Annotated in this window: 21 protein-coding genes; 20 read left to right on the top strand and 1 reads right to left on the bottom strand. The window is 68.6% G+C overall.

Translation table 11 applies throughout. The annotated features are described in order from the left end of the window. Positions 1–2 precede the first annotated feature (2 nt). From EGT29_RS07225 to ugpQ, 11 genes are all read left to right on the top strand, one after another. Positions 3–866: a branched-chain amino acid ABC transporter permease gene (locus EGT29_RS07225; RefSeq protein WP_124688382.1), complete on the top strand. Its 864-nt coding sequence runs from the start codon at positions 3–5 to the stop codon at positions 864–866. Beyond that, the gene (locus tag EGT29_RS07230) at positions 863–1,861 is read left to right on the top strand and encodes a branched-chain amino acid ABC transporter permease (protein WP_124688383.1); all 999 of its coding nucleotides are present in this window, start codon (positions 863–865) and stop codon (positions 1,859–1,861) included. The genes EGT29_RS07225 and EGT29_RS07230 overlap by 4 nt, the downstream gene beginning before the upstream one ends. Then, positions 1,858–2,598 carry an ABC transporter ATP-binding protein gene (locus EGT29_RS07235; RefSeq protein ID WP_124688384.1) on the top strand — a complete coding sequence of 247 codons (741 nt, stop codon included), beginning with the start codon at positions 1,858–1,860 and terminating at the stop codon, positions 2,596–2,598. The genes EGT29_RS07230 and EGT29_RS07235 overlap by 4 nt, the downstream gene beginning before the upstream one ends. Next, the gene (locus tag EGT29_RS07240) at positions 2,595–3,317 is read left to right on the top strand and encodes an ABC transporter ATP-binding protein (RefSeq protein ID WP_124688385.1); all 723 of its coding nucleotides are present in this window, start codon (positions 2,595–2,597) and stop codon (positions 3,315–3,317) included. The genes EGT29_RS07235 and EGT29_RS07240 overlap by 4 nt, the downstream gene beginning before the upstream one ends. A gap of 34 nt (positions 3,318–3,351) precedes the next feature. After that, a complete protein-coding gene (locus EGT29_RS07245) occupies positions 3,352–4,551 on the top strand; it encodes a cytochrome P450 (protein WP_124688386.1) in 1,200 nt (399 codons plus the stop codon). A gap of 10 nt (positions 4,552–4,561) precedes the next feature. Next, a complete protein-coding gene (locus tag EGT29_RS07250; RefSeq protein ID WP_124688387.1) occupies positions 4,562–4,882 on the top strand; it encodes a 2Fe-2S iron-sulfur cluster-binding protein in 321 nt (106 codons plus the stop codon). A gap of 34 nt (positions 4,883–4,916) precedes the next feature. Next, positions 4,917–5,492 (top strand): MarR family winged helix-turn-helix transcriptional regulator, encoded by a 576-nt coding sequence (locus EGT29_RS07255; RefSeq protein ID WP_124688388.1) that lies wholly within the window; start codon positions 4,917–4,919, stop codon positions 5,490–5,492. Next, entirely contained in the window at positions 5,489–6,700 is a 1,212-nt protein-coding gene (locus EGT29_RS07260) for an NAD(P)/FAD-dependent oxidoreductase (RefSeq protein ID WP_124688389.1), read from the top strand. Before EGT29_RS07255 ends, EGT29_RS07260 begins: the two co-directional genes overlap by 4 nt. Before the next feature lie 139 nt (positions 6,701–6,839). Beyond that, positions 6,840–8,090 (top strand): D-amino acid dehydrogenase, encoded by a 1,251-nt coding sequence (locus tag EGT29_RS07265; protein WP_124688390.1) that lies wholly within the window; start codon positions 6,840–6,842, stop codon positions 8,088–8,090. Positions 8,091–8,132: 42 nt separating this feature from the next. Further along, complete coding sequence (locus EGT29_RS07270) at positions 8,133–9,584, top strand: extracellular solute-binding protein (protein WP_124688391.1); 1,452 nt, start codon at positions 8,133–8,135, stop codon at positions 9,582–9,584. Then, entirely contained in the window at positions 9,581–10,357 is a 777-nt protein-coding gene (gene ugpQ, locus EGT29_RS07275) for a glycerophosphodiester phosphodiesterase (RefSeq protein ID WP_124688392.1), read from the top strand. Before EGT29_RS07270 ends, ugpQ begins: the two co-directional genes overlap by 4 nt. Before the next feature lie 5 nt (positions 10,358–10,362). On the opposite strand, the gene EGT29_RS07280 is transcribed toward ugpQ, so the two are convergent. Next, positions 10,363–11,106, bottom strand: coding sequence for a metallophosphoesterase (locus tag EGT29_RS07280; protein ID WP_124688393.1), 744 nt, complete (start codon positions 11,104–11,106; stop codon positions 10,363–10,365). 113 nt (positions 11,107–11,219) lie between these two features. Here EGT29_RS07280 and EGT29_RS07285 point away from each other — a divergent pair, with 113 nt between their 5' ends. Genes EGT29_RS07285 through EGT29_RS07325 form a run of 9 tightly spaced genes read left to right on the top strand, consistent with a single transcriptional unit; the run spans position 11,220 to position 21,280 of the window. Beyond that, positions 11,220–12,014 (top strand): TcpQ domain-containing protein, encoded by a 795-nt coding sequence (locus EGT29_RS07285; protein ID WP_124688394.1) that lies wholly within the window; start codon positions 11,220–11,222, stop codon positions 12,012–12,014. 3 nt (positions 12,015–12,017) lie between these two features. Next, a complete protein-coding gene (locus EGT29_RS07290) occupies positions 12,018–13,613 on the top strand; it encodes a hypothetical protein (RefSeq protein ID WP_124688395.1) in 1,596 nt (531 codons plus the stop codon). A gap of 6 nt (positions 13,614–13,619) precedes the next feature. Then, positions 13,620–14,933: a hypothetical protein gene (locus EGT29_RS07295; RefSeq protein WP_124688396.1), complete on the top strand. Its 1,314-nt coding sequence runs from the start codon at positions 13,620–13,622 to the stop codon at positions 14,931–14,933. Beyond that, on the top strand, positions 14,920–15,432 hold the full coding sequence (locus EGT29_RS07300) for a hypothetical protein (protein ID WP_124688397.1): 513 nt from the start codon (positions 14,920–14,922) through the stop codon (positions 15,430–15,432). Before EGT29_RS07295 ends, EGT29_RS07300 begins: the two co-directional genes overlap by 14 nt. Continuing rightward, positions 15,429–17,327, top strand: a complete 1,899-nt coding sequence (locus EGT29_RS07305) for a GspE/PulE family protein (RefSeq protein WP_238160319.1) — start codon at positions 15,429–15,431, stop codon at positions 17,325–17,327. The genes EGT29_RS07300 and EGT29_RS07305 overlap by 4 nt, the downstream gene beginning before the upstream one ends. Then, positions 17,324–18,427, top strand: a complete 1,104-nt coding sequence (locus tag EGT29_RS07310) for a general secretion pathway protein (protein WP_124688398.1) — start codon at positions 17,324–17,326, stop codon at positions 18,425–18,427. Before EGT29_RS07305 ends, EGT29_RS07310 begins: the two co-directional genes overlap by 4 nt. A gap of 10 nt (positions 18,428–18,437) precedes the next feature. After that, complete coding sequence (locus EGT29_RS07315) at positions 18,438–19,022, top strand: prepilin-type N-terminal cleavage/methylation domain-containing protein (protein WP_124688399.1); 585 nt, start codon at positions 18,438–18,440, stop codon at positions 19,020–19,022. Between the two features lie 8 nt (positions 19,023–19,030). Continuing rightward, positions 19,031–20,599 (top strand): type II secretion system protein, encoded by a 1,569-nt coding sequence (locus tag EGT29_RS07320; RefSeq protein ID WP_124688400.1) that lies wholly within the window; start codon positions 19,031–19,033, stop codon positions 20,597–20,599. Positions 20,600–20,608: 9 nt separating this feature from the next. Then, complete coding sequence (locus EGT29_RS07325) at positions 20,609–21,280, top strand: hypothetical protein (protein ID WP_124688401.1); 672 nt, start codon at positions 20,609–20,611, stop codon at positions 21,278–21,280. The last annotated feature ends 16 nt before the right edge of the window (positions 21,281–21,296 follow it).

Consider the following 21,296-nt stretch of genomic DNA (forward strand, 5'->3'; position numbering starts at 1 on the left):
CCATGCAGATCCTCGCCAACATCCTGATCGACGGGATTTCCTACGGCATGGTGCTGTTCATCATCTCCGTGGGGCTGTCCATCACGCTGGGGCTGATGCGCTTCATCAATCTCGCCCATGGCGCCTTCGCGATGACCGGTGGCTATCTGGCCGCCTGGCTGGTGCGCACCCAATCCTGGGGCTATGCCGTGGGCGTCGCCGCCGCCGTCCTGCTGACGGCGGCGCTGGGGGCGGTGCTCGAGGCCGTCGTCCTGCGGCGCCTGTACCGCCGCTCGGAACTGGACCAGGTGCTGTTCACCATCGGCCTGGCCTTCGTGTTCGTGGCCGCCACCAATCTCGCCTTCGGGCCGCAGGTGCAACTGATCCCGCTGCCGCCCTGGCTGGCCGGCTCGGTCGACCTGGGCATGCGCACGCTGCCCATGCAGCGCGTGCTGGTCATCGCCATGGGGGCCGCGGTGGCGCTGCTGTGCGGCCTGGTGGTGGCGCGCTCGCGCTTCGGCGTGTGGCTGCGGGCGGCGGTCGACAACAAGCATGCGGCGGCCGCGCTGGGCATCAACATACGCCTGGTCAGCGGATTGACCTTCGCCGCCGGCTGCGGGCTGGCGGCGCTGGGGGGCGTGCTGGGCGCGGAGCTGATGCCGCTCGAACCCTATTACGCCCTCAAGTATCTCGTCCTGGTACTGGTGGTCGTGGCCGTGGGCGGCATGGGCAGCATCGCCGGCACGCTGGCCGCGGCGCTGCTGCTGGGCGTGATCGAGACCGCCAGCAAGTATCTGGCCTCGGAATACGGCAGCCTGTTCTTCTTCGTCGCCATGATCCTCGTGCTGTCGGCGCGGCCCCAGGGCCTGCTCAGGAGAGCCGCATGAATCGCACGGACACCGAGCGGGCCCTGGCGCCGTCGTCGCCGCTGCGGCATTGCGTCGTCATCGCCGGCGTCGGGCTGTGCGGCCTGCTGCTGCCCGACCAGTGGCCGCTGCTGGCACGCATCGCCGTGATGGCCTTGTTCGTCCTGTCGCTGGACCTGGTGGTGGGCATCGCGGGGCTGGCCACGCTGGGCCACGTGGCCTTCTTCGGCATGGGCGCCTACGCGGCCGGCATCGTCGCGTTGCGCTGGACCGCCGATCCGCTGCTGGGGCTGGCCGCGGGCGCGGCGGCCGGGGCGGCAACGGCCGCCGTCTCCGGCCTGCTGGTCCTGCGCTACCAGGGCTTCACCTTCCTGATGCTGACGGTGGCCGTGGCGCAGATCCTGCACAGCCTGGCCAACAAGCTGCGCGGCTGGACCGGCGGCGATGACGGGCTGTCGGGCTTCGCCATCGACCCGGTGCTGGGCATCGCGCCTTTCGACCTGGAAGGCAAGGTCGCCTATCTGTACGCGCTGGCGGTGCTGGTCGGCAGCTACTACGTCGTCAGGCACATCGTCGATTCCCCTTTTGGCCTGTCGGTGCGGGGCATCCACCAATGCCGGCCGCGCATGCCCGCGCTGGGCACGCCGGTGGGGCGCCAGTTGTGGAAGATCTACGTGGTCGCGGGCCTGTTCGCGGGCATGGCGGGCGCGGTGTCGGCGCAGATCAGCGGCATCGTGGGGCTGGACAGCTTCGGCTTCTCGCTGTCGGCCGAGGCGCTCGTCATGCTGATACTGGGCGGGGCGGGGCGGCTGTACGGCGCGCTCATCGGCGCGGCGATCTTCATGGTCCTGCATCACACCGCTTCGTCAATCAATCCCTACCACTGGCTGTTCGTCATCGGCGGCCTGCTGATGGTGATCGTGCTCGTGCCGCGCGAGTCCCTCGCGTCCTGGCTCCGGGCGGTGCCCAGGCCATGGGCGAACGGCGCGCGGGCCGGCAAGCGGGAGGCCGCATGACGCTCAGCGTACGCAAGCTCGACAAGTCCTTCGGCGGCCTGCACGTGACGCGTTCGGTGTCCTTCGACCTGGGGCGCGGCGAACGCGTGGCCCTGATCGGACCCAACGGCGCGGGCAAGACCACGCTGGTCAACCTGATCTCGGGCACGCTCAAGCCCAGCGGCGGCGAGGTCCTGCTGGCCGGCCGGCGCCTGACGCACCTGCCACAGGCCCGGCGGGTGGGCTGCGGCCTGGCCCGCACCTTCCAGATCACCACGCTGCCCGCGCACATGCCGGTGCTGAACCAGGTCGAGATGGCCATCCATGCGCGCCTGGGCATGGCGCACCGGTGGTGGCGCCCGTTCAGCGCCTGCCGCGAGGTCCGCGACGAGGCCTGGTCCATCCTGGAGCGATTGTCCCTGGAACCGGCGGCGGGCCGCATGCCCAGCGGCCTGGCCTACGGCGAGCAGCGCCTGGTGGAGATCGCCCTGGCGCTGGCGCTGCGGCCCGAGGTCCTGATGCTGGACGAGCCCATGGCCGGCGTGCCGCGCGGGGAAGGGCGCACCGTGCTGCGGGCGCTGGAGGACCTGCCCGACAGCCTTTCCATCCTGATGATCGAACACGACATGGACCTGGTCTTCAGCTTCGCGCAACGCATCATCGTGCTGGCCGAGGGGCGCATCATGGCCGAGGGCACGCCGGACGAGATCCGCCGCCATCCCGAGGTGCGGGCGGCCTACCTGGGAGCGACGGCATGAACCCGGGCGGCGCTTCCCTGCTGGAATTGCAGGGCGTGGTGGCGGGCTACGGCCCCGTTACGGTGCTGAACGGCCTGGGCATGGCGGTGGAGGCGGGCAGCCTGACCGCGCTGCTGGGCCGCAACGGCGTGGGCAAGTCCACCACCTTGAAGGCCATCATGGGCCTGGCCCAGGTCAAGGCTGGGCGCATCCTGTTCGACGGGCGCGACATCACGCACTGCCGGCCGGACGAGCGCGCCGGCCTGGGGCTGGGCTATGTCCCGCAGACCCGCGACATCTTTCCTTCCCTGTCGGTGGAGGAAAACCTGGTGGCGGGCCTGAAGCGTTTTCCCGCCTGCGACCTCGACCAGGCCTACGCGCTTTTCCCGCGCCTGCGCGAGCGCCGCCGCAATCGGGGCAACCAGTTGTCGGGCGGCGAGCAGCAGATGCTGTCGGTGGCCCGCGCGCTGCTGGGGCGTCCGCGCCTGCTCCTGCTGGACGAACCGCTGGAAGGGCTGGCACCGGTGATCTGCCAGGAACTGCTGGAAGCCTTCCGCCGGCTGGCGGCCCAAGGCGGACCCACCATGCTGATCGTCGAGCAGCAGGTGCAGGAGGTCCTGGCCTTCGCCCGCCAGGGCGTCATCCTGGAGCGCGGCAGCGTGGTCCACCAGGGAGACTGCGCGCAACTGCGCACCCGCGACGACATTCTCGATCGTTACCTGGGCATGGCCGTCGCGTGACGGCCATGCCCCGAACCCTACCCGTGAGGCGTACATGACCGATATAGCCGCCAATATCCCCGTGGTCGATTTCGACCCGTTCAGCGACGCGTTCCTGACCGATCCCTACGACTACCATCGCCGGATGCGCGATGCCGGCCCGGTGGTGCACATTCCCAAGTACGGCATCCTGGCCGTGGCGCGGCATGCCGAGGTCCATGGCGTGCTGAACGACTGGCAGACCTTCATTTCGTCGGCGGGCGTCGGGTTGGCCAATTTCCGCACGGAAAAACCGTTCCGTCCGCCCAGCCTGATCCTCGAGGCCGATCCGCCGCAGCACACCCGCTCGCGCACGGTGCTGGGCCGCATCCTGTCGCCCAAGACGGTGCAGCAGATCCGAGCGCAGTTCCAGGAGGTGGCCGAGGCGCTGATCGACCGGCTGCTGGAGCAAGGCACCATAGACGGCGTCAAGGAACTGGGCGAGGCCTATCCCCTGAAGGTCTTCCCCGACGCGGTCGGCCTGACCGAGGACGGGCGGGAGAACCTGCTGGCCTATGGCGACATGGTGTTCAACGCCTTCGGTCCCCGCAACCAGTTGCTGATCAACGCCGCCAAGCGGGTCGAACCGCTGACGGACTGGATCATGACCAACTGCCAGCGCCAGAACCTGCGGCCAGGCGGTTTCGGCGACCAGATCTACCAGGCGGTCGAGACCGGGGAACTGACCGAGACCGAGGCGCCGATGCTGGTGCGCTCCTTCCTGTCGGCGGGCGTCGACACCACGGTCAACGGCATCGGCAACGCGCTGTGGTGCCTGGCGAACCATCCGGACCAATGGGACAAGCTGCACGCCAATCCCGCGCTGGCGCGCCAGGCGTTCGAGGAATCGCTGCGCTTCGAGGCGGCGGTGCAGACCTTCTTTCGGACCGCCGGCCGCGATTGCGAGCTGGCGGGCGTGCCCATCCGCTCCGATACCAAGATGCTGACCTTCCTGGCCTCGGCCAACCGCGATCCACGCCAGTGGCAGAACCCCGACGTGTTCGACATCGAGCGCCGGGCGACCGGCCACATGACATTCGGCTCGGGCCTGCACGGCTGCGTGGGGCAGGTCGTGGCAAGGCTGGAAGGCGAACTGATCCTCTCGACGCTGGCCCGCCGGGTGCGCCGCATCGAGCCGCTGGGTCCGCCCACCCGGCGTCTGAACAACACGCTCAGGGCGCTGGCGAGCCTGCCCTTGAAACTCCACGCCGCATAAGGAAGGACGTATGCCCGAAGTTCACCTGATCCAGCCCGGCGGGCTGCGCGTCACCCTGGACGTGCCCGTCGGCACCAGCATCATGCAGGCGGCGGTGTCGGCCGGCGTGGCCGGCATTCTTGCCGAATGCGGCGGGTCGTGCATGTGCGCGACCTGCCATGTCTATGCCGAGGAGGCGGCCCTGGCCCGGTTGCCGCCCGTGCAGCCCGCCGAGCACGAAATGCTGGCGTGCACGGCGGACGAGCGACGTCCCAACAGCCGCCTGAGCTGCCAAGTTAAAATGACCGACGATTTGGCCGGCCTGTCGTTCACGCTGCCGGAGATCCAATAACCCTTTATCCACGCACGCCAGCCGTGCCCGAGGCATGACCGCCAGACAACGAGAACGTCCGACGCGCACCGACGCGCTGCAGGGCCCCGCCATCGATCTCGATCGTTACGCCCCCGCGTACTTCACCTTCATCGCCAACAAGCTGGCGCGCGGCGCGTCCAAGCACTACCTCGAGACCTACGGCATAGGCATCGAGACCTGGCGGATCATGGTCATGCTGGCGATCGAAGGCAAGGTCACCGCGCAGCGCGTGTGCCAGCTCATCGGCATGGACAAGGCCTCGGTCAGCCGGACCTTCAAGAGCATGCACGCGCAGGGCCTGGTCTCGTTCAGTTCCGACGACCACGACGGCCGGCTGCGCCACGCCACCTTCACGCCGCAGGGACGCGCGATGCACGACAGCATCATGAAGTTCGCGCTCAACCGCGAACAGGCGTTCCTGTCGGTGCTTGCGCCCGGCGAGGTCGACGTGCTGATCGACCTGCTGCGGCGCCTGCACGAGAATCTGCCCATGGTCGATGCCACTTCCGACGCCTTCATGGAAAACCAGCGAGCCCGGGGGCTGGTCCCGCCCCGTGGCCCGCGCCGACGCAAGGTAACCACCCCATGACCCGACTCGTTATCGTGGGCGGCGGACACGCCGCCGCGCAACTGGCCGCCTCGCTGGCGGAAAAGCAGTTTCCCGGCGGCATCGTCCTGGTCAGCGACGAGCCCGAGATCCCGTATCACCGGCCGCCGCTTTCCAAGACCCTGATCAAGGATCCGGAGGCGCCGCTGCCCGAGCTGCGCGGCGCGTCCTTCTACGAGCAGGCGGGCATCACGCTGAAGCTGGGCACCCGCGCGGTGGCCATTGACCGGGCCGGCAAGCGCCTGCGGCTGTCGTCGTCCGCGGGGCAGGAAGACCTGGCCTACGATCACCTGGTGCTGGCCACGGGCGCGTGCGTGCGCGAATTGCCGCAGGCGCCCGTCGGGACGCCCGGCGTGCATTATCTGCGCACCTATGCCCAGGCCCGGGCCCTGCGCGACGCGCTGCCCGGCGCCCAGCGGGTGGTGGTGCTGGGCGGCGGCTTCATCGGACTGGAGATCGCGGCCACCGCCCGCCACCTGGGCAAGGAAGTGACGGTGTTCGAATCCATGCCGCGCCTGCTGACGCGATCGGTGTCGCCGGAGATCTCGTCCTTCCTGCTGGAGACGCATCGCGGCGCCGGCGTGGACATACGCCTGGGCAGTTCGGTCGACGGACTGGAGATGGCGCAGGGCAGGGCGGTGGGCGTGGTCTCGGGCGGCGCGGTGGTCCCCGCGGACATCGTCATCGCCGGCATAGGCGCGACGCCCAACGTGGAGCTGGCGCGCGAAGCCGGCCTGGCCTGCGACAACGGCATCGTCGTCGATGCTACCCTGGCCACCGCCGATCCGGCCATTTCCGCCATCGGCGATTGCACGTCCTTCCCGCATCCGGCCTGGCCGCAGCCGCTGCGGCTGGAATCGGTGCAGAACGCCAACGACCAGGCGCGCACTCTGGCCGCCAGGCTGTGCGGCGATCCCCAGCCCTATACGGCCGTGCCCTGGTTCTGGTCGGACCAGGGCGAGGCCCGCCTGCAGATCACGGGCCTGTGGCGCCCGGGGTACGAGAGCGTGGTGCGGCCGGCGGCGCGCGGCAACGGCTTCTCGGTGCTGCATTTCGAGGGCGAGACGCTGCGGGCCATCGAGTCGGTCAACTCGCCCGTGGACCAGATGACGGCCCGCAAGCTCATGCAGGCCGGGCTGTCGCCCGCCAAGGGGGCGGTCGCGGATCCGGCCGTGCCGCTGAAGGCCTGAGGCCGGGCCCGGCCGAACTCCTCGGGCCGGAGGCCGGGCGCTTGCATGCTGTCCTCCGCGGAGCGATACACTTACGCTTTCCGCCGCCTGCCGGGGCGGCGCCGCGGCGGGCACGGTCCGCCAGGCCCGAGGAGCAAGAATGAGAGTTGTCGTATTAGGTAGCGGTATCATCGGCACGTCCAGCGCATGGTGGCTGCGCCAGTCCGGCCACGACGTCACGGTGATCGACCGCCAGCCTGGTCCGGCGCAGGAAACCAGTTTCGCCAACGGCTGCCAGATCTCGGTTTCGTATGCCGAGCCCTGGGCCAATCCGCAAGCCCCGCTCAAGCTGGCGCGCTGGCTGCTCCAGGGCGACGCGCCGCTGCTGTTCCGGCTGCACGCCGACTGGCACCAGTGGCTGTGGTGCATGGCCTTCCTGCGCGAATGCCTGCCCGGCCGCCTGCCGCGCAACGTACGGGCGCTGGTCAACATGGCGGCCTACAGCCGCCAGACCCTGCAGACCATGCGCGCCGAACTGGGCATCCCTTACGATCATCTCGAGAAAGGGATCATCAATTTCTATCGGGATCCGGCCGAGTTCGACGCTTCGCAGAAGGCGGCCGACCTGATGCGCGAATACGGCGTCGACCGCCGCATCCTCAACACCGAGGAACTGGTCGCGCTGGAGCCGGCGCTGGCACCGCAAAGCCATCGCATCGTCGGAGCCGACTACACCGCGGCCGACGAAAGCGGCGACGTCTATCAATTCACCACCGCACTGGCTGGGAAGGCCGCCGCCGCGGGCGTGGAGTTCCGTTTCTCCACCCAGGCTACGCGTCTGCTGGACGAGGGCGGGTGGGTCAAGGCGGTCGAGACCATCGACGACCACGGGCGCTACGCCAAGGTCCAGGGCGATGTCTTCGTGGCCGCGCTGGGCAGCTTCACGCCGGACCTGGTGCGCCCGCTGGGCGTCCCCTGCATGGTCTATCCGGCCAAGGGTTATTCGGCGACATACCCCGTTACGGATTCCACCCGGGCTCCCACGGTCAGCCTGACGGACAGTGCCCATAAAGTGGTATTTTCGCGGCTGGGCAACCGGCTGAGAGTCGCGGGAACCGCGGAACTCAGCGGCTATTCCCGCGCTCTGAACACGGTGCGCTGCGAGGCGCTCACCACCCTGACGCGGGAACTCTTTCCGGGCGCGCTGGACTTCGACAAGGTGTCCTACTGGTCGGGCCTGCGCCCCGCGACTCCCTCGAACGTGCCCCTGATCGGACGCACGCGCCTGCCCAACCTGTACCTGAACACCGGGCATGGCACCTTGGGGTGGACCATGGGCTGCGGGTCCGGGAGGGCCTTGGCCGACCTGATAAGCGGCCGCCGGCCGCAGGTGGATTTTCCCTTTTTGTGAGTGTGCCTCTTGAGCTTGACCATGTTTTCGGAGAAAGGATCGATGCGGCCGACTAAGCGCTGGTTGAAATGGGGTGTATCGGTGCTCGCAGCCAGTTTCCTGGCCGTGGGCGGCCTGGGCACGGCGGCGGCGCAGGGCGCCAAGAAAGGCAACGCCAAGCCGGCCGCCAAGGCCGCGCCGGCCAAGAAACCCGCCGCGCGCGGCGCCAAGGCTGCGGGCGCGGCGGGCGCCGCCGGCGCTGCCGCCGCGATGGCTGCGCCTTCCGGTCCGATCGAATTGCAGGTATGGCATACCCTGAACCCGCAGCAGGCGGCTGAGTTCGATTCGCTGGTGCAGCGCTTCAACGAACAGCAGCACGGCTTCACGGTCAAGGTCACGGCCAAGCCCTCGGTCGAGGCGCTGATCGAGGACGGCACGGCCGCCGTGCGTGCGCGCCGCGCCCCGCACCTGGTCGAACTGCCCGATAACCGTTCGCCCGAGTTCATCGCGGGGCAGGGGGCCATCCTGCCCATGTATCAACTGCTGGCCAAGTATCCGATCAAGGACCTGCGCTGGTTCCTGCCGCAGACCACCGCCGGCATGAGCGACGCCAAGGGCCGCCTGCTGGCGCTGCCCTGGATGGCCGACATTCCCGTGTATCTCTACAACCGCGACCTGTACCGGCGCGCCGGCCTGGATCCCGATGCGCCGCCGCGCACCTGGCGCGACATGCAGGCGCACCTGATCGCGCTGCTGCAGAACGGCGTCAACTGTCCCTACGCCACCAGCTGGCAGACCTGGGTGCACGTGGAAAACCTCTCGGCCATGCACAACTCGGCCTACGCCACCCGCAACAACGGCCTGGACGGCCCCAATGGCGCCCAACTGCTGGCCAACGACCTGCTGCATGTCCGCCATCTGGCGCTGATGATGAGCTGGGTTCGCAGCCACCTGTTCCCGGTGCGTACCGACCAGGACCAGGGCGATGCCGCGTTCGCGTCCGGCGAATGCGCCGTGCTGACCAGCGGCAGCAGCGCGCTGGCCCAGATACAAAGCAAGGCGGCGTTCTCGTACGGCGTGGCGCCGCTGCCCTACTACGAGGAAGAAGCCGCGCGTCCCAGCACGCCGTTCGTGGGCGGTTCCGCGTTCTGGGCGCTGGGCGGCCATTCCACCGCCGAACAGAAGGCGCTGGCCACCTTCATCGCCTACCTGGCCACGCCGGTGGTGGCGGCCGAATGGCACCAGAAGACCGGCTTCCTGCCGCTGACCGAAGCGGCCTACCGCGCCTCCGAGGTGTCCTTCTACAAGAACATCCCGGGCGCCGAGAGCGTGGTGCGGGCGATGGCCAATCCGCCCGCCAAGTTCACGCGGGGTTTCCGCCTGAACAACTACGATCGCGTGACCGACATCATCAACAGCGAACTGAACGCCGTCTGGAATGGCGTCAAGCCGCCCAAGCAGGGGCTGGACGATGCCGTGGCGCGGTCGTCGGCGGTAATGAGCGCGAAGAAATGACGACCGGGGGGGGCGCCGCTTCCACCAGGACCTGGCCCTATCCCCGCGTGGTGGCCCATCGGGGAGGGGGCCGGCTGGCCCCCGAGAACACCCTGGCGGGCATGCAGGAAGCCCACGCCCGCCATATCGGCGGCGTCGAGTTCGACGTCATGCTCGCCGCCGACGGCATTCCCGTCCTGATGCACGACACCCAGTTGGGGCGCACCGTGCCTGGCGTGGGCGACGTGAGCGCATTCGCGTCCACCGACCTGGCGCGCATGGATGCCGGCGGCTGGTTCGATCCGCGTTTCCAGGGCGAGCCCGTGCCGAGCCTGGAAGACATCGTGCAATGGCTGCGCCGCCACGGCATGTGGATGAACATCGAGATCAAGCCCATGCCCGGCCACGACGTCGATACCGGACAGGTGGTGGGACAGATGATGCAGGACCTGTACGCCGGCGCCGCGGAACCGGCCGGGCTGCCCCTGTTCTCGTCGTTTTCCGCCAAGGCCCTGGGCGCCGCCCGCGAGGCCGCGCCCGATATTCCTCGCGGCCTGCTGGTGGAAGAAGTGCCGCCGGACTGGCAAGCACGCCTGGAAGCCCTGGATTGCGTCTCCCTGCATTGCCAGCACGACCTGCTCGACGCGCAACTGGCCCGCCGCATCAAGGCCGCCGGCTACGGTCTCATGTGCTACACGGTCAACGATCCCGAGCGGGCGCGCGAACTTTTCTCATGGGGCGTGGATGCCCTGTGCACCGATCGCTACGACCTGATCGGCGCCGACTTCCGCTGAGGCGGTCAGATCTCCACCACCAGTTCCGGATCGAATTCCCCGTTCTCGCCCGGGTAGCCGCCCGGGTTCGCCACCACGCGCGCCTTGCCGATGCGATAGTCGAAACAGGTGTGGGTATGGCCGTGTATCCAGAGGTCGGCCTTGGCCGCCAGGTCGTCCAGGTTGGACGAGAAGGCCGGCGACAACTGGTTGCCCTTGTATTGCTGCGGCACCGAGCGTTCGCTAGGGGCATGGTGAGTGACCACCACCGTGCGGCCGGCGTAGGGCGTGTCCAGCTGCTGGTCCAGCCAGGCACGGGCGGTCCGGTGCAGGGCGATGCAGGCCGTTGGCGTGAACGTGCCCTGGTCGGTGTCGATGCAGCTGAAATCCGGCATCACGCGCACGGCCATGGCTTGCGCGAGTTCATCGCCGGGCGATCCATACAGCGCGAAATCGGCCCATAGCGTGGCGCCCAGGAAACGCACGCCGTCCAGCTCCACCGCCTCGTTCTGCAGCAGGTGCACGCCGTGCCGGCGCGCGGTCTCGCGCATCTTGCGATCCAGCCTGCCCATGTGGGCGGAATAGAACTCGTGGTTGCCCGGCACGTAGATGACCGGCGTCTTGCCGAAGGCCCGGCCGGCCCACGCGATGCCGAGGTCGTGCGTATGGATGTCGCCGGCCAGCACGACCAGGTCGGCGTCGACGTCGGGCAGCGGGCGATTGCCGTTGAAGTGTTCGTGGTGGAGGTCGGAAAGGACTCTTAGGCGCATGGGACAAATACGACCTTACGTACGTGGTTCACACGCTACTCGCACCCTGGCACGTGCGGCACGATGCAGCCTTGGACGCGGCCTGGGCCGCGACGCTTTACCAAGGGTCCATTATGCATCCGTGCCGTATTGCCGTCTCCGTCGTTGCGTCGTTCGCCTGCGGAACCGCCGCCGCGCAAGCCCTGCCGGCACCTGCCGGCACGGATGGCGCTTTCGATTTCTCCTATCGCATCGCGGGTGACAAACGCGTCGCCCCCGTGCAGGTCTTCGACGACGGGCGGCAGACCTATCTGCAATTCCGGGTCGGGCAGGTGCTGCCCGCCGTCTTCAGCGTGGGGCCCCAGGGCGAAAGGCTGGCACCGGTGGCCTGGCAGGGCGGATACGCGGTGGTGGCCGGCACGGCTCGCGAGTACTTGCTGCGGATAGGCGAGGTCGTGGCGCGAGCGCAGTATCACGGACGCGCTGCCCGTTCCGGCGCCGATGCCCCCATCAATAGGGAAGGCTATCCCGCCGATCTGGACGAGCCGGCGGTCGCGCTGGCGTCCGCTCGATCGCCTACCGCCGCGGCCGGTGCGGGACGTGCCGCCGTGGATCCTGCTCCCGTCCGCCGCGCCGCGTACGATGCCACGCCGGCCGACCGGACCATGCGCCAGGCCCTGCGTCGTTGGGCCACGGCGGCCGGCTGGACATTCGAGCCCGAACACTGGACGGTCGACGTCGATATCCCATTGGCCGGATCGGCCAGCCTGGGCAGCGATTTCAAGTCGGCCGTGCGCGAACTGCTGGCGTCCACCGAACTGTCCGCCCATCCCTTGCAGCCGTGCTTCTATTCCAATCGCGTGCTGCGCGTCGTTCCCCATGCCGAGTCGTGCGACCGTACCAGCGCGCCGGCCGGACGCCAGGGGTAGACCATGGCCAGGTTTCGCAACACTTGTCCGCTCCTGCTGATTGCTCTCCTCACGCCGGGCTGCGGACAGCTCGACGCCATGCGCCACATCGACGCCGATGCGGCGCGCGCCTCCGACAACATCGCTGCCGCCCGCATTCCGTTCCAGCAGGCCGTGGCGGGCGAGCGCGAGCGAATGCGGGCGCAGGAGGTCGGCCGTCCGTGGCTGGCGGGCCGGCCCCAGCCGCTGTCGCGCGAGGTCACGCTGCCCGAGGCGCTCCGGGCCTCGGTCGAGACCGCCTTGATGTTCCCAGGGGGCCGGGTCGATCTGTCCACGCTGGGCGAGCAGATCGCGCTCGCCACCGGCATACAGGTACGCGTCCGGCCGGAGGCCTTGCTGCCCCAGGACGCATTCCTCCCACGCCTGACCCTGGCTCAGGCGGCGGTAGCGGGGCCGCCGGCCGTCGCGCAGGTCAGCCTGCCCACTGGCCTGCATCCGTTGCCCCGCCTGCTGGATCTGGCAGCCAGCAGGTTGGGCGTCCATTGGAAGTACGAGGCCGGCGCCATCGTCTTCTTCCGCACGGATACCCGCGTCTTCAATGTCCGTGCGCTCACGCTGAAGGCCTCCGCGGCGGCCAGCCTGGGGCGCGCGGCGGGCGGCAGCGCCGGCGCTTTCGAAAGCACCTCTTCCACGCGCATCGAGTCCGGTGGCAGCGACGCATTGGGCGCGGTCAAGGCCAAGCTCGAGCCCTTTCTTACCCGTGCCGGCACCCTGGTGGCCAACGGAGATGCCTCCGGGCTCATCGTCGTCACCGACACGCCCGAGGCGCTGGACCGCGTCGCGACATTCCTGGAGCGCGAGAACAAGGCCTTGACCCGGCGCGTGCGCCTGATGTTCGAGGAGATCGAACTGGTGGCCAGGAACCAGACCGAGCAGGGCATAGACTGGAACCTGATCTATCGCCGCACGCGGGATGCCGCGCAAGCGGGCTCGCCGGCATCGCTGGTGTCGGACGTAGCGGGGTCGGGCCTGGGCCTGTCCATCACCGGTGGCCGCTGGGACGGTTCGGCGGTGGTGCTGAAGGCCCTGAGCGAAATCGCCACCATCACCCGCCATACCACGGTGCCCTTGCAGACCCTGAACCGGCGGCCGGTCACGCATGCGGTGCGCACCACGTTCACCTACATCGACCAGGTGCAGGTCACCACCGTGGCGTCGTCGGCGGGAACATCCACCGCGCCGTCGGTCACGCAAAAGGAGGAAACCGTCGGGTCTTTCCTGACCGTGATCCCCGATGCGCAGGACGACGGCCAGATCCTGCTCACCATCGCCTACGACAACACGGTCGCCCAGCCGCTCAAAACCCTGACCTTCGGCGCCAGCGGCAACCAGGTGCAGTTGCAGCAGAAAACCGTGGACGGCATGGGCACCGTGCAACAGGTCGAGCTGCGGCCCGGGCAGCCCGTACTGGTATCGGGGTTCGAGCGGTCGCAGGACCAGTACGACAAGCGCCGGCTGGACGACGGGGCACCCATGCTGCTGGGCGGCTCGGGCAAAACCGCGCGCGAGCGCCGCAATACGGTCGTGCTGATCACGGCGCAGGTCGAGGAAGGCTTCTGACTCGCCATGAACGACTACGTCCTGCTTCGATTCGACGGCGACGAACGCGTGCTGGTCCTGGGCATGCGCTGGCACACCATCCTGGGCAGCAGGCTGGACCAGCGGGCGCGGCAAAAGGCCAGGGAGGTGAAAGCGTCGCACCATGCCCATGCGCCGGGTTCGGAGGCCGTTGGCGTGATCCGGCTGAACCGGGCTGACCGCGGCCTGGCGGAACTGCTTCATAGCGGGGCGCTGGCTTTCGCGTCGGACCACCGGCAGGGAGTCGTCGCCTTGCGGGCGGAACTGCCCGATGGGCGTATCTGGGTGGTGGCCGCCCAGGGCGGCAAGGTTCTCACGCACTCCGACCGGGTCTACGACAGCGCCGCCGATGCCCAGGTCGCCCTGGACGGCCTGACGGCGCATCACGGCGACGAACTCGTCATCCTGGACGCCGCTGCCGGCCACTCTGGGGAGGCCGCCTTGCCGGCCTTGCTGGGCGACGTGGCGACCGCGTACCGGCTCCAACCCTGCGGCTGGAGCATGCCGACGATTCCCCGGCCGCTGGTCGTCGCGGCGCTGGGATGCGCCGCGGCATTCCTGCTGCGCAGCGGCTGGGACTGGTATCGCCATCTGGATGGCGCCAGGGCGCCCGCGCCGGTCAGCATCGATCCCGAGGCGGCCTGGGCCCAGGTGTACGAAACCTTACGCCAACGGATACGCCTGCATGCCGAGAACGACGGGCTGGCCGTGCTGGACGCGTTGGCCGAGCTGCCCGCCGAGCTTGGCGGGTGGGGACTGTCTTCCGCGCAGTGCACGCGCGGTACGGAGCCGGGGTGGGCCTGCCGGGCTCGATATGACCGGGTCCATCGGTTGGCTACCAATGCCAGCTTTCTCGCGGCGCGCCCTTCGGGCTGGAGCGAGACGTGGCAGCCCTTGGATACCGTGGTGGCCCGGTTCGCCGTCGCCGGCGGCGGGCAAGCGCTGGAGCCATCGCGGCTCAGGAGCCGGTCCGAGCACGATGACAAGACCATCACCGCGCTGCAACAGGTCCTGCCGTTGATGTCGGGCGCGACGCTGGGGGAAACGGTGCCCGTGCGGCTGGAGCCTCCACGCGATGAGTACGGCGTCGCCCTGGCCGCGCCACCGTCGATGCCGGCCATCTCCGAGCGGCCGCTGGCCCTGGAAGGACCGCTGCGGTCGATGTTCCTGATACCGGGGCTGCTGGCGAACCAGATCGAATGGCGCGCGGTATCGCTCAATGTCGATGCCGCGGCCGAACTTTCCTTGAACCGGAGCCGGCTCATGGCCGGCATGTCTGGAGTCCTCTATGCGCGCGACTGAGCGAAACGGGCGGTTCGCCATGGCCATGGCGGCCGTCCTGTCCCTGTTCTGTGTCCCGGTGAACGCCGCCGAAGGCGAGCTGGACAAGGTGCGCGAGATGCTGCGCATTGATACGGCGCGCGCCCTGGCCGCGGAACGTGCCCGGCAGGCACCCGTTACCAAGGCCGCCCCCGCCCAGGCCCGCCGTGGCGACCGCGTGGTGCTGACGTCCCTGTACGGGCTGAAGGGCGCCTTGCACGCGATCGTGCAGGTCAATGGCGAACCCCGGCTCTATCGCCAGAGCGACGAGCTGCCTCGCGGTGCCACCGATGCGGCCCGGGAGTACCGGCTGCAGCGCATCGACGATGGCTGCGTCTACCTGCGCAAGGGGACCGCGGTACGGTCGGCCTGCATCCTGCCGTCCGCGCCGGGGAGCAGGATGGCGGCGGAGCCGCCCCGTGCCGCCCCCATGCCAGCGATGCAGCCGATGTTCGTGCCTCCCTTGGGAGGACGACCATGAGCCCGCTCATCTGGGGACGGTCGGTCGTGACGTCGCTGGCAGGCAACCGTCTGAGCGCGTCGGGCGCGGCCGCGGCGTCCCGCCAGGAAGCAGGGGACGAAGTGGATGGGGCGGAAGGCGAGGCGTTTGCTGCGCTGGTCGCGCGTATGGACGGCCGCGATCAGCTCGCCCGGATGACGCCCGCCTTCAAGCGTGTGCTTCGCTCCGGATTCGACGTCGGCAGCCTGCTGGACAAGCTCTGCCCCGTCGAGCTGGAGGATGGCCGGGTAGCCTTGTTCACCGTCGACGACTATGCGCGCAGCGAGCAGATCGAGGAGTTCGAGCGCATGGTGCGGGCGCGGGGCCGGACCCTGGCCAGACCCGCGCGCATCGTGGTGCCGGCGACGCTGCTGCTGTCCATCGTACGCGGGCAGATCACGGGGGACACTTTACGTTCGCGTCGCCGGGTGCTGCTCGATCCGGTCAAGAGCGCCATGGCGTCGGCGTTCCATGACATCGTCGCCTGGGGCGCGCGCCATGGCGCCAGCGACATCCACGTCAACCTGCGGGCGGCCCACCCCGAATCCGAGATCCGCTACACCCTGGGCGGCCGCTACGTGATGCCGGAACGATTCCGAGGCATGCAGACCAGCACGCTGCGGGAGGTGCTGGCCGTCGCCTACATGGACATACAGGGCGGAAACGGCGCCGTCTTCGATCCCATGATCGAACAGCAGGGCAGCATCCTGCACGATGTCGAAGGCGTGTCCTTCATGCTGCGCTGGGCATCGCTGGCCACCGACGCGGGCGCCTCGGTCACCATGCGGCTGCTAAGGATGGACATGCGCCAGCAGCCGCCGGATTTCGCCCGGCTCGGGTATCTGCCTTCGCAGATCCGGGTCCTGGAACGGGCGCTGGTCGCCGAGGGCGGGGCGATCGTGCTCGCGGGGGTAGTCGGGTCCGGCAAATCGACCACCATCGCTTCGATGATGTCCCGCATCCCGCCTACCCGCAAGGTCATCACGCTCGAAGACCCGGTCGAATATCTCATCCCCAACGCGCTCCAGAACAGCGTCAGCAGATCGCTCGACGGCACGGTGTCCAACGAATTCGACGCCAAGCTCAAGACCATCAAGCGGTCCGCGATGAATGACCTGCTCATCGGCGAGATACGCGACCATTCCACGGGCAGGGCCTTCATGGACCTCGCCAGTTCGGGCAGCAACCTGTACACCACGACGCACGCGGGCGGCGCCGCGCTGATCCCGGACCGCCTGGCCTCGGATTTCATCGGCGTCTCCCGCAGGCTGCTGGCGACGCCCGGGATCCTGAAGCTTCTCGTCTACCAGACTCTGCTGCCGGTGCTGTGCCGGCACTGTGCCTTGCCGCTGACCGCGTTGTTCGAGCGCGATGGCGCGGCCGCGGGCTCCGGCCCGGGAAACGCCCACTGGCGACGCTACGCCGATCGGCTGCATGCCCTGTATGCGCTGGACATCCCGGCGCTGAGGGTGCGCAACCCCGATGGTTGCCCCGCTTGCCGGCAGAGCAGCCTGGTGGAACTGCACGGCTATGCAGGCCGCACCGTCGCCGCCGAGATGATCGACCCTTCCGTCGACGACGGCTTCCTGCGGCTGGTGCGCGATGCGGATACGCTGGCGCTGCGCGATTACTTCCGCTTCCAGCGCCGCAGTGCGTTCGACCATGCCGACATGACGGGCAAGACGGCCATGGAGTGCGCGGTCTACAAGTCATCGCAAGGCTTGGTCGATCCGCGCGACATCGAGCCCCGGTTCGTCAGTTTCGAGACGGTTGAACTGCGCAGGAGCCGGACCTCGCGGGTGGCGCCTGGACGCCGGCGGCCGCGCAGGCTGGCATCCGGCCGCGTCCCGGCGCCCATCGGACGCCGCTACGCATGACCACGCATCGCGAACGCGCGCGCGTCGCCTGGTGCGCGGCGCGGTTCAGGCCCGGGCGCGCCGACTACTACGACTATCTGGCCGATGTCATGGAGGCCAGCAACGGCCGCAAGACGCTGCGCGACATCTTCCTGGACGATGCCCGGCGCTACGCGGGCCATGCGCGGGGCGTGCTGTCGGCCTATTGGGCAACGCGCTACCAGAACGTTGGCGGAGATCTGCACGAGACCCTGCGCTCGACGCTGCCAGACGACGACCTGGGCCTGCTCCGGATGGCCCAGCGGGGAGGGGCCGGCGCGCTCGAACAGACCTTGCGCGATGTGGCGGCGGTGACGCGGCTGGCGGATGAAGCCCGGCGCACGCTGACCGCCACCCTGTCGGCAGCGCTTGCCGCCGTGCTCGTCTCGTTCGGGATGGCCGTCGCCGTGCCGCTGTTCACGGTGCCGCGCCTGAAGCGTGCGTTCGGCGCCGTTCCCGACGAATTCCTGGGCAGCCTGACCCGGCGGCTCTATGCCTTTGCCGAGTTCATCCACGGCAACCTGTTCGTATCGGCGTTGGCATTGGGCCTGGTCGTCTATTTCGTGGGCTGGTCCCTGCCCAATCTCACCGGCCGCGTTCGCCGGGTGCTGGACCGGCATTTCATCTGGCGCCTTTATCGGGACCTGCAGGGCATACGCTTCCTGGCGTCGCTGGCGACCATGGTCAAGCGCCGGGGCAACGTCAGCACGGCGCTGCGCGAGGCGCTGGAGCTGCAGGTGGAGGGCGCCAATCCATGGCGGCGCTGGCACCTGGAAAGGATGATCGCCAACATCGACGATGGCCGCGTGGGCAGCGCCACGTTCGACACCGGCATCGTCGAGCCCGAAACCCTGTGGTTCCTGGCCGACCTGATCGCGGCGCGCGGCATGGACAGCGCCTTGCAGCAGACGCGCGTGCGCCTGGAAGAGCGCTCGCTGCGGCAGGTGGCCAGGAGGGCGATGGCGGCCCGCTGGGTGCTGCTGCTGGCTGCCGTCGGCGTCGCATTGTCGCTGGTCTTCTGGCATGTCGGCGTCGTCAACGAAATGCGTTCCGCTTTGACCAACTACTACTCCAGCCGATGAGGTATCACGCATGTCTCACTTTCTCCACGCTCGTCCCGCCCGCCAGCAGGGCTTCACCCTGGTCGAGGTCGCCATCGTCGCCGCCATCGTCCTGATCGCGGCCATCATCGGCATCCCTGCCATCAACGGCTACATCATCGAGAACAAGGTCCCGGCGGTGGGGCAGGAACTGCACCGCTTCATCGCGCGAGCCAAGGTCTCCAGCCAGGGGTTGGGCAATACGCCCTATACGGGCATGGGCATCGCCCAACTCGCCAATTCACTGCGCAGCAGCAGCGTCATCACCGTGGCGGGAACGGGCTCCACGGCCACGGTCCGCCACGGCCTGGGGGCGACGGACGGCCGGATCGTGCTCGCCGCCGATACCATCACCTCGTCCGGAGACGCCTTCGGGCTGACGCTGGACAAGGTCAACGAAGCGGCCTGCCCCGGGCTGGCGGCCGTCATGCAGCGGGTGTCCGAGCGCATCGTCATCAATAGCGTCACGGTCAAGCAGCCGGGCACGGGCGGTGCGGCGGGAGCCTACAACGCCGTGGGCGCGGATGCCGCCTGCACCAGCGGCGACACGAACTCATTTTCCTTTACGGCCCGCTAGGACACGCCATGGCACATATGCCCGTCCGGGCCCACCCGCCGGCTGTCATCGCGGCACGCCAGCGTGGATGGACCCTGATCGAACTGGCCATCGTCGCCAGTATCGCGATGGTTCTCGTCGTCCTGGCAGGCGGCCGCCTGATCCGGGAGGTGGACGACGCGGCCGCACAGGCCACGGGCACGTATCTGCTCGCCATCAAGGGCGCCATGGACGGTTATCTGGTGCGGCACTACGACACGTTGGCCGAGGGTGGATCCGTCGCCGGCGTGGTGTCTGCGCTCGCGCCCACCCTGGATGAGCTGCGGAGTGCCGGCTTGCTTCAAGGCGGGTTTCCCGAGCGCACGCCGTTCAACCAGTCCGTCGCCATCCGCATCGAACGCAGCGCCGCCTGTCCGGAAAACGGGTGCAGGGTGGATGCCCTGATCCACACCTCCACGCCGCTGCGCCCGCCCGGAACGCCGGAACCGGATCCCGGCGTCCTGGCCCAGGTCGTCATGGCCAGCGGCGGGTACGGCGCCGCGGCTTACCCGGACCAGCCTGCCGTGATGCGTGGTGCGACCTACGCCGTTCCCAATCCGCTGGGCGCGACGGCAGGCGTCGTGGGCGCCGTGGCCAGCCTGGACACCACCATGTTCCAGCAGTTCGTGCGCATGCGCGACAGCCGCAACCCCGACCTGCAAGGCGGGCTGGACGTGAAAGGCGTGGTACGGCTGCACGACTCCCTGGCGCTGCGCGGTCCGGCCGGCGATTGCCTGACGGCAACGAATACCGGCGTCTTGACAGTGCAGTGCGCCGGCGTGCTGCAGGCCAGGACAGGCCTGTTCCGGGCCGACAACGGCAGCGTCGTCCGCATCGACCCCGCCTCGGGCATCGTCGCCAGCCAGCGCATCCACGCCGCCGCCGGGCTGTCCACCGACCGGGGGTCGATCTTCGATGCCGCCGACGCGCAACCCACCTTGCGTGTGGCAGCGGGCCAGATGATCGTCGCAACGGGGGCCGGCCTCGCGCTTTCCGTGGTGGGCCGCGACCTGGTCGGACATGCGGGCGTCTCCGTCGACCGGCTGGGCGTCAGGGAAGTCGCCGCGGCCAACACCGCATGCACGGCCCGGATTTCCTCCCAGGCAGGGGCCAACGCGGAGTTCGCCCGCACGTCCGCGGGCGGGCTGCTGGTGTGCGCCGACGGGACCTGGCGCGAACTCGCGGCACTGGCCTCGACGGGCGGCGCCTGCAACCCCAACGGCGCCTTCGCCACCGACTCCGGCTCGGGCACCGGACTCGTCTGCCGCCTTGGCGTCTGGATGCGCGCCGACGATCTCCTGTCCAGCTACGTCATGACCGGCAGCCAGATCGTCGCGTCCGGCGACAGCGTCCTGAAACCCGCCTGCGGCCGGCTCGGCACCGCCGCCGGAACACCGCTTATCTACCTGCTGCCGCAGATCGAGTCCTCCAAGGCTTCGTCGTTCACTCGCAAGGCCGTGGATGCCGGGGCCGGGTGGCAGGTGCAGTTGCTGGACCACGACGGAACGATTCTTGGCGGCCCGGCCAGGGCCATCGCACAGGTTTATTGCAAATATTGAGGAGAGAGCATGAAGATGAAGCGGATCATCGCTGCAGGCGCAGGTTGCGTCTTGGTTTCACTGCACGCGGGCGCGCAACCGGTGCCGCCGCAAACGCGTACACCGTGGGTGGATTCCACGCATATAACGGGGGTCGCGAAGCGGGTGATGCCGGATAGTGCGATGCCCGTACCTCCTGTCGATCCGATCCCCGTCCCGCCGCGTGCTCCGACAACGGTGCAGGAACTCCTGAATCAGATGGACGGCGCTGAGCTCTATTTTCGGGAGGTTTGGGACAATCGAAGCGGTTGGAACGAACTGCCATCGACTCTTCGCGTCGTTGTGAGAAGTTCTGGAGCTGAAGTCCAAGCGCACAATCAATGGCAGGGTAGTTGGTTTGGGTTGTGCACCTTGCTTCCGTGGTCTACTCGATGCACGGTTAGCTCCGGTGTGCCGGCTGGTACGGGCTTAGTGCTTGATATCAATGGATCGCAGATCTCTGTTTCCGGAGCTCATTGCATACCTGGATACTACGGCAGTGCGTCCGCCTGGGCCGTGTACTCGTGGGAGAACTACAAGGCCCAAGCGGGTTATTTTGCCAATAAGAACCGTCGGTTGGATTCCGTTGCCAACGGATATTCAGGCCACTTCTTGCAGAGCGGAAATTTTTCCTCCTCCTGCTTCTATGAAATGCCTGGCTAACCTTCTTGCCGGCGCG

The sequence above is a fragment of the Pigmentiphaga sp. H8 genome (assembly GCF_003854895.1).
Classification (GTDB): domain Bacteria; phylum Pseudomonadota; class Gammaproteobacteria; order Burkholderiales; family Burkholderiaceae_B; genus Pigmentiphaga.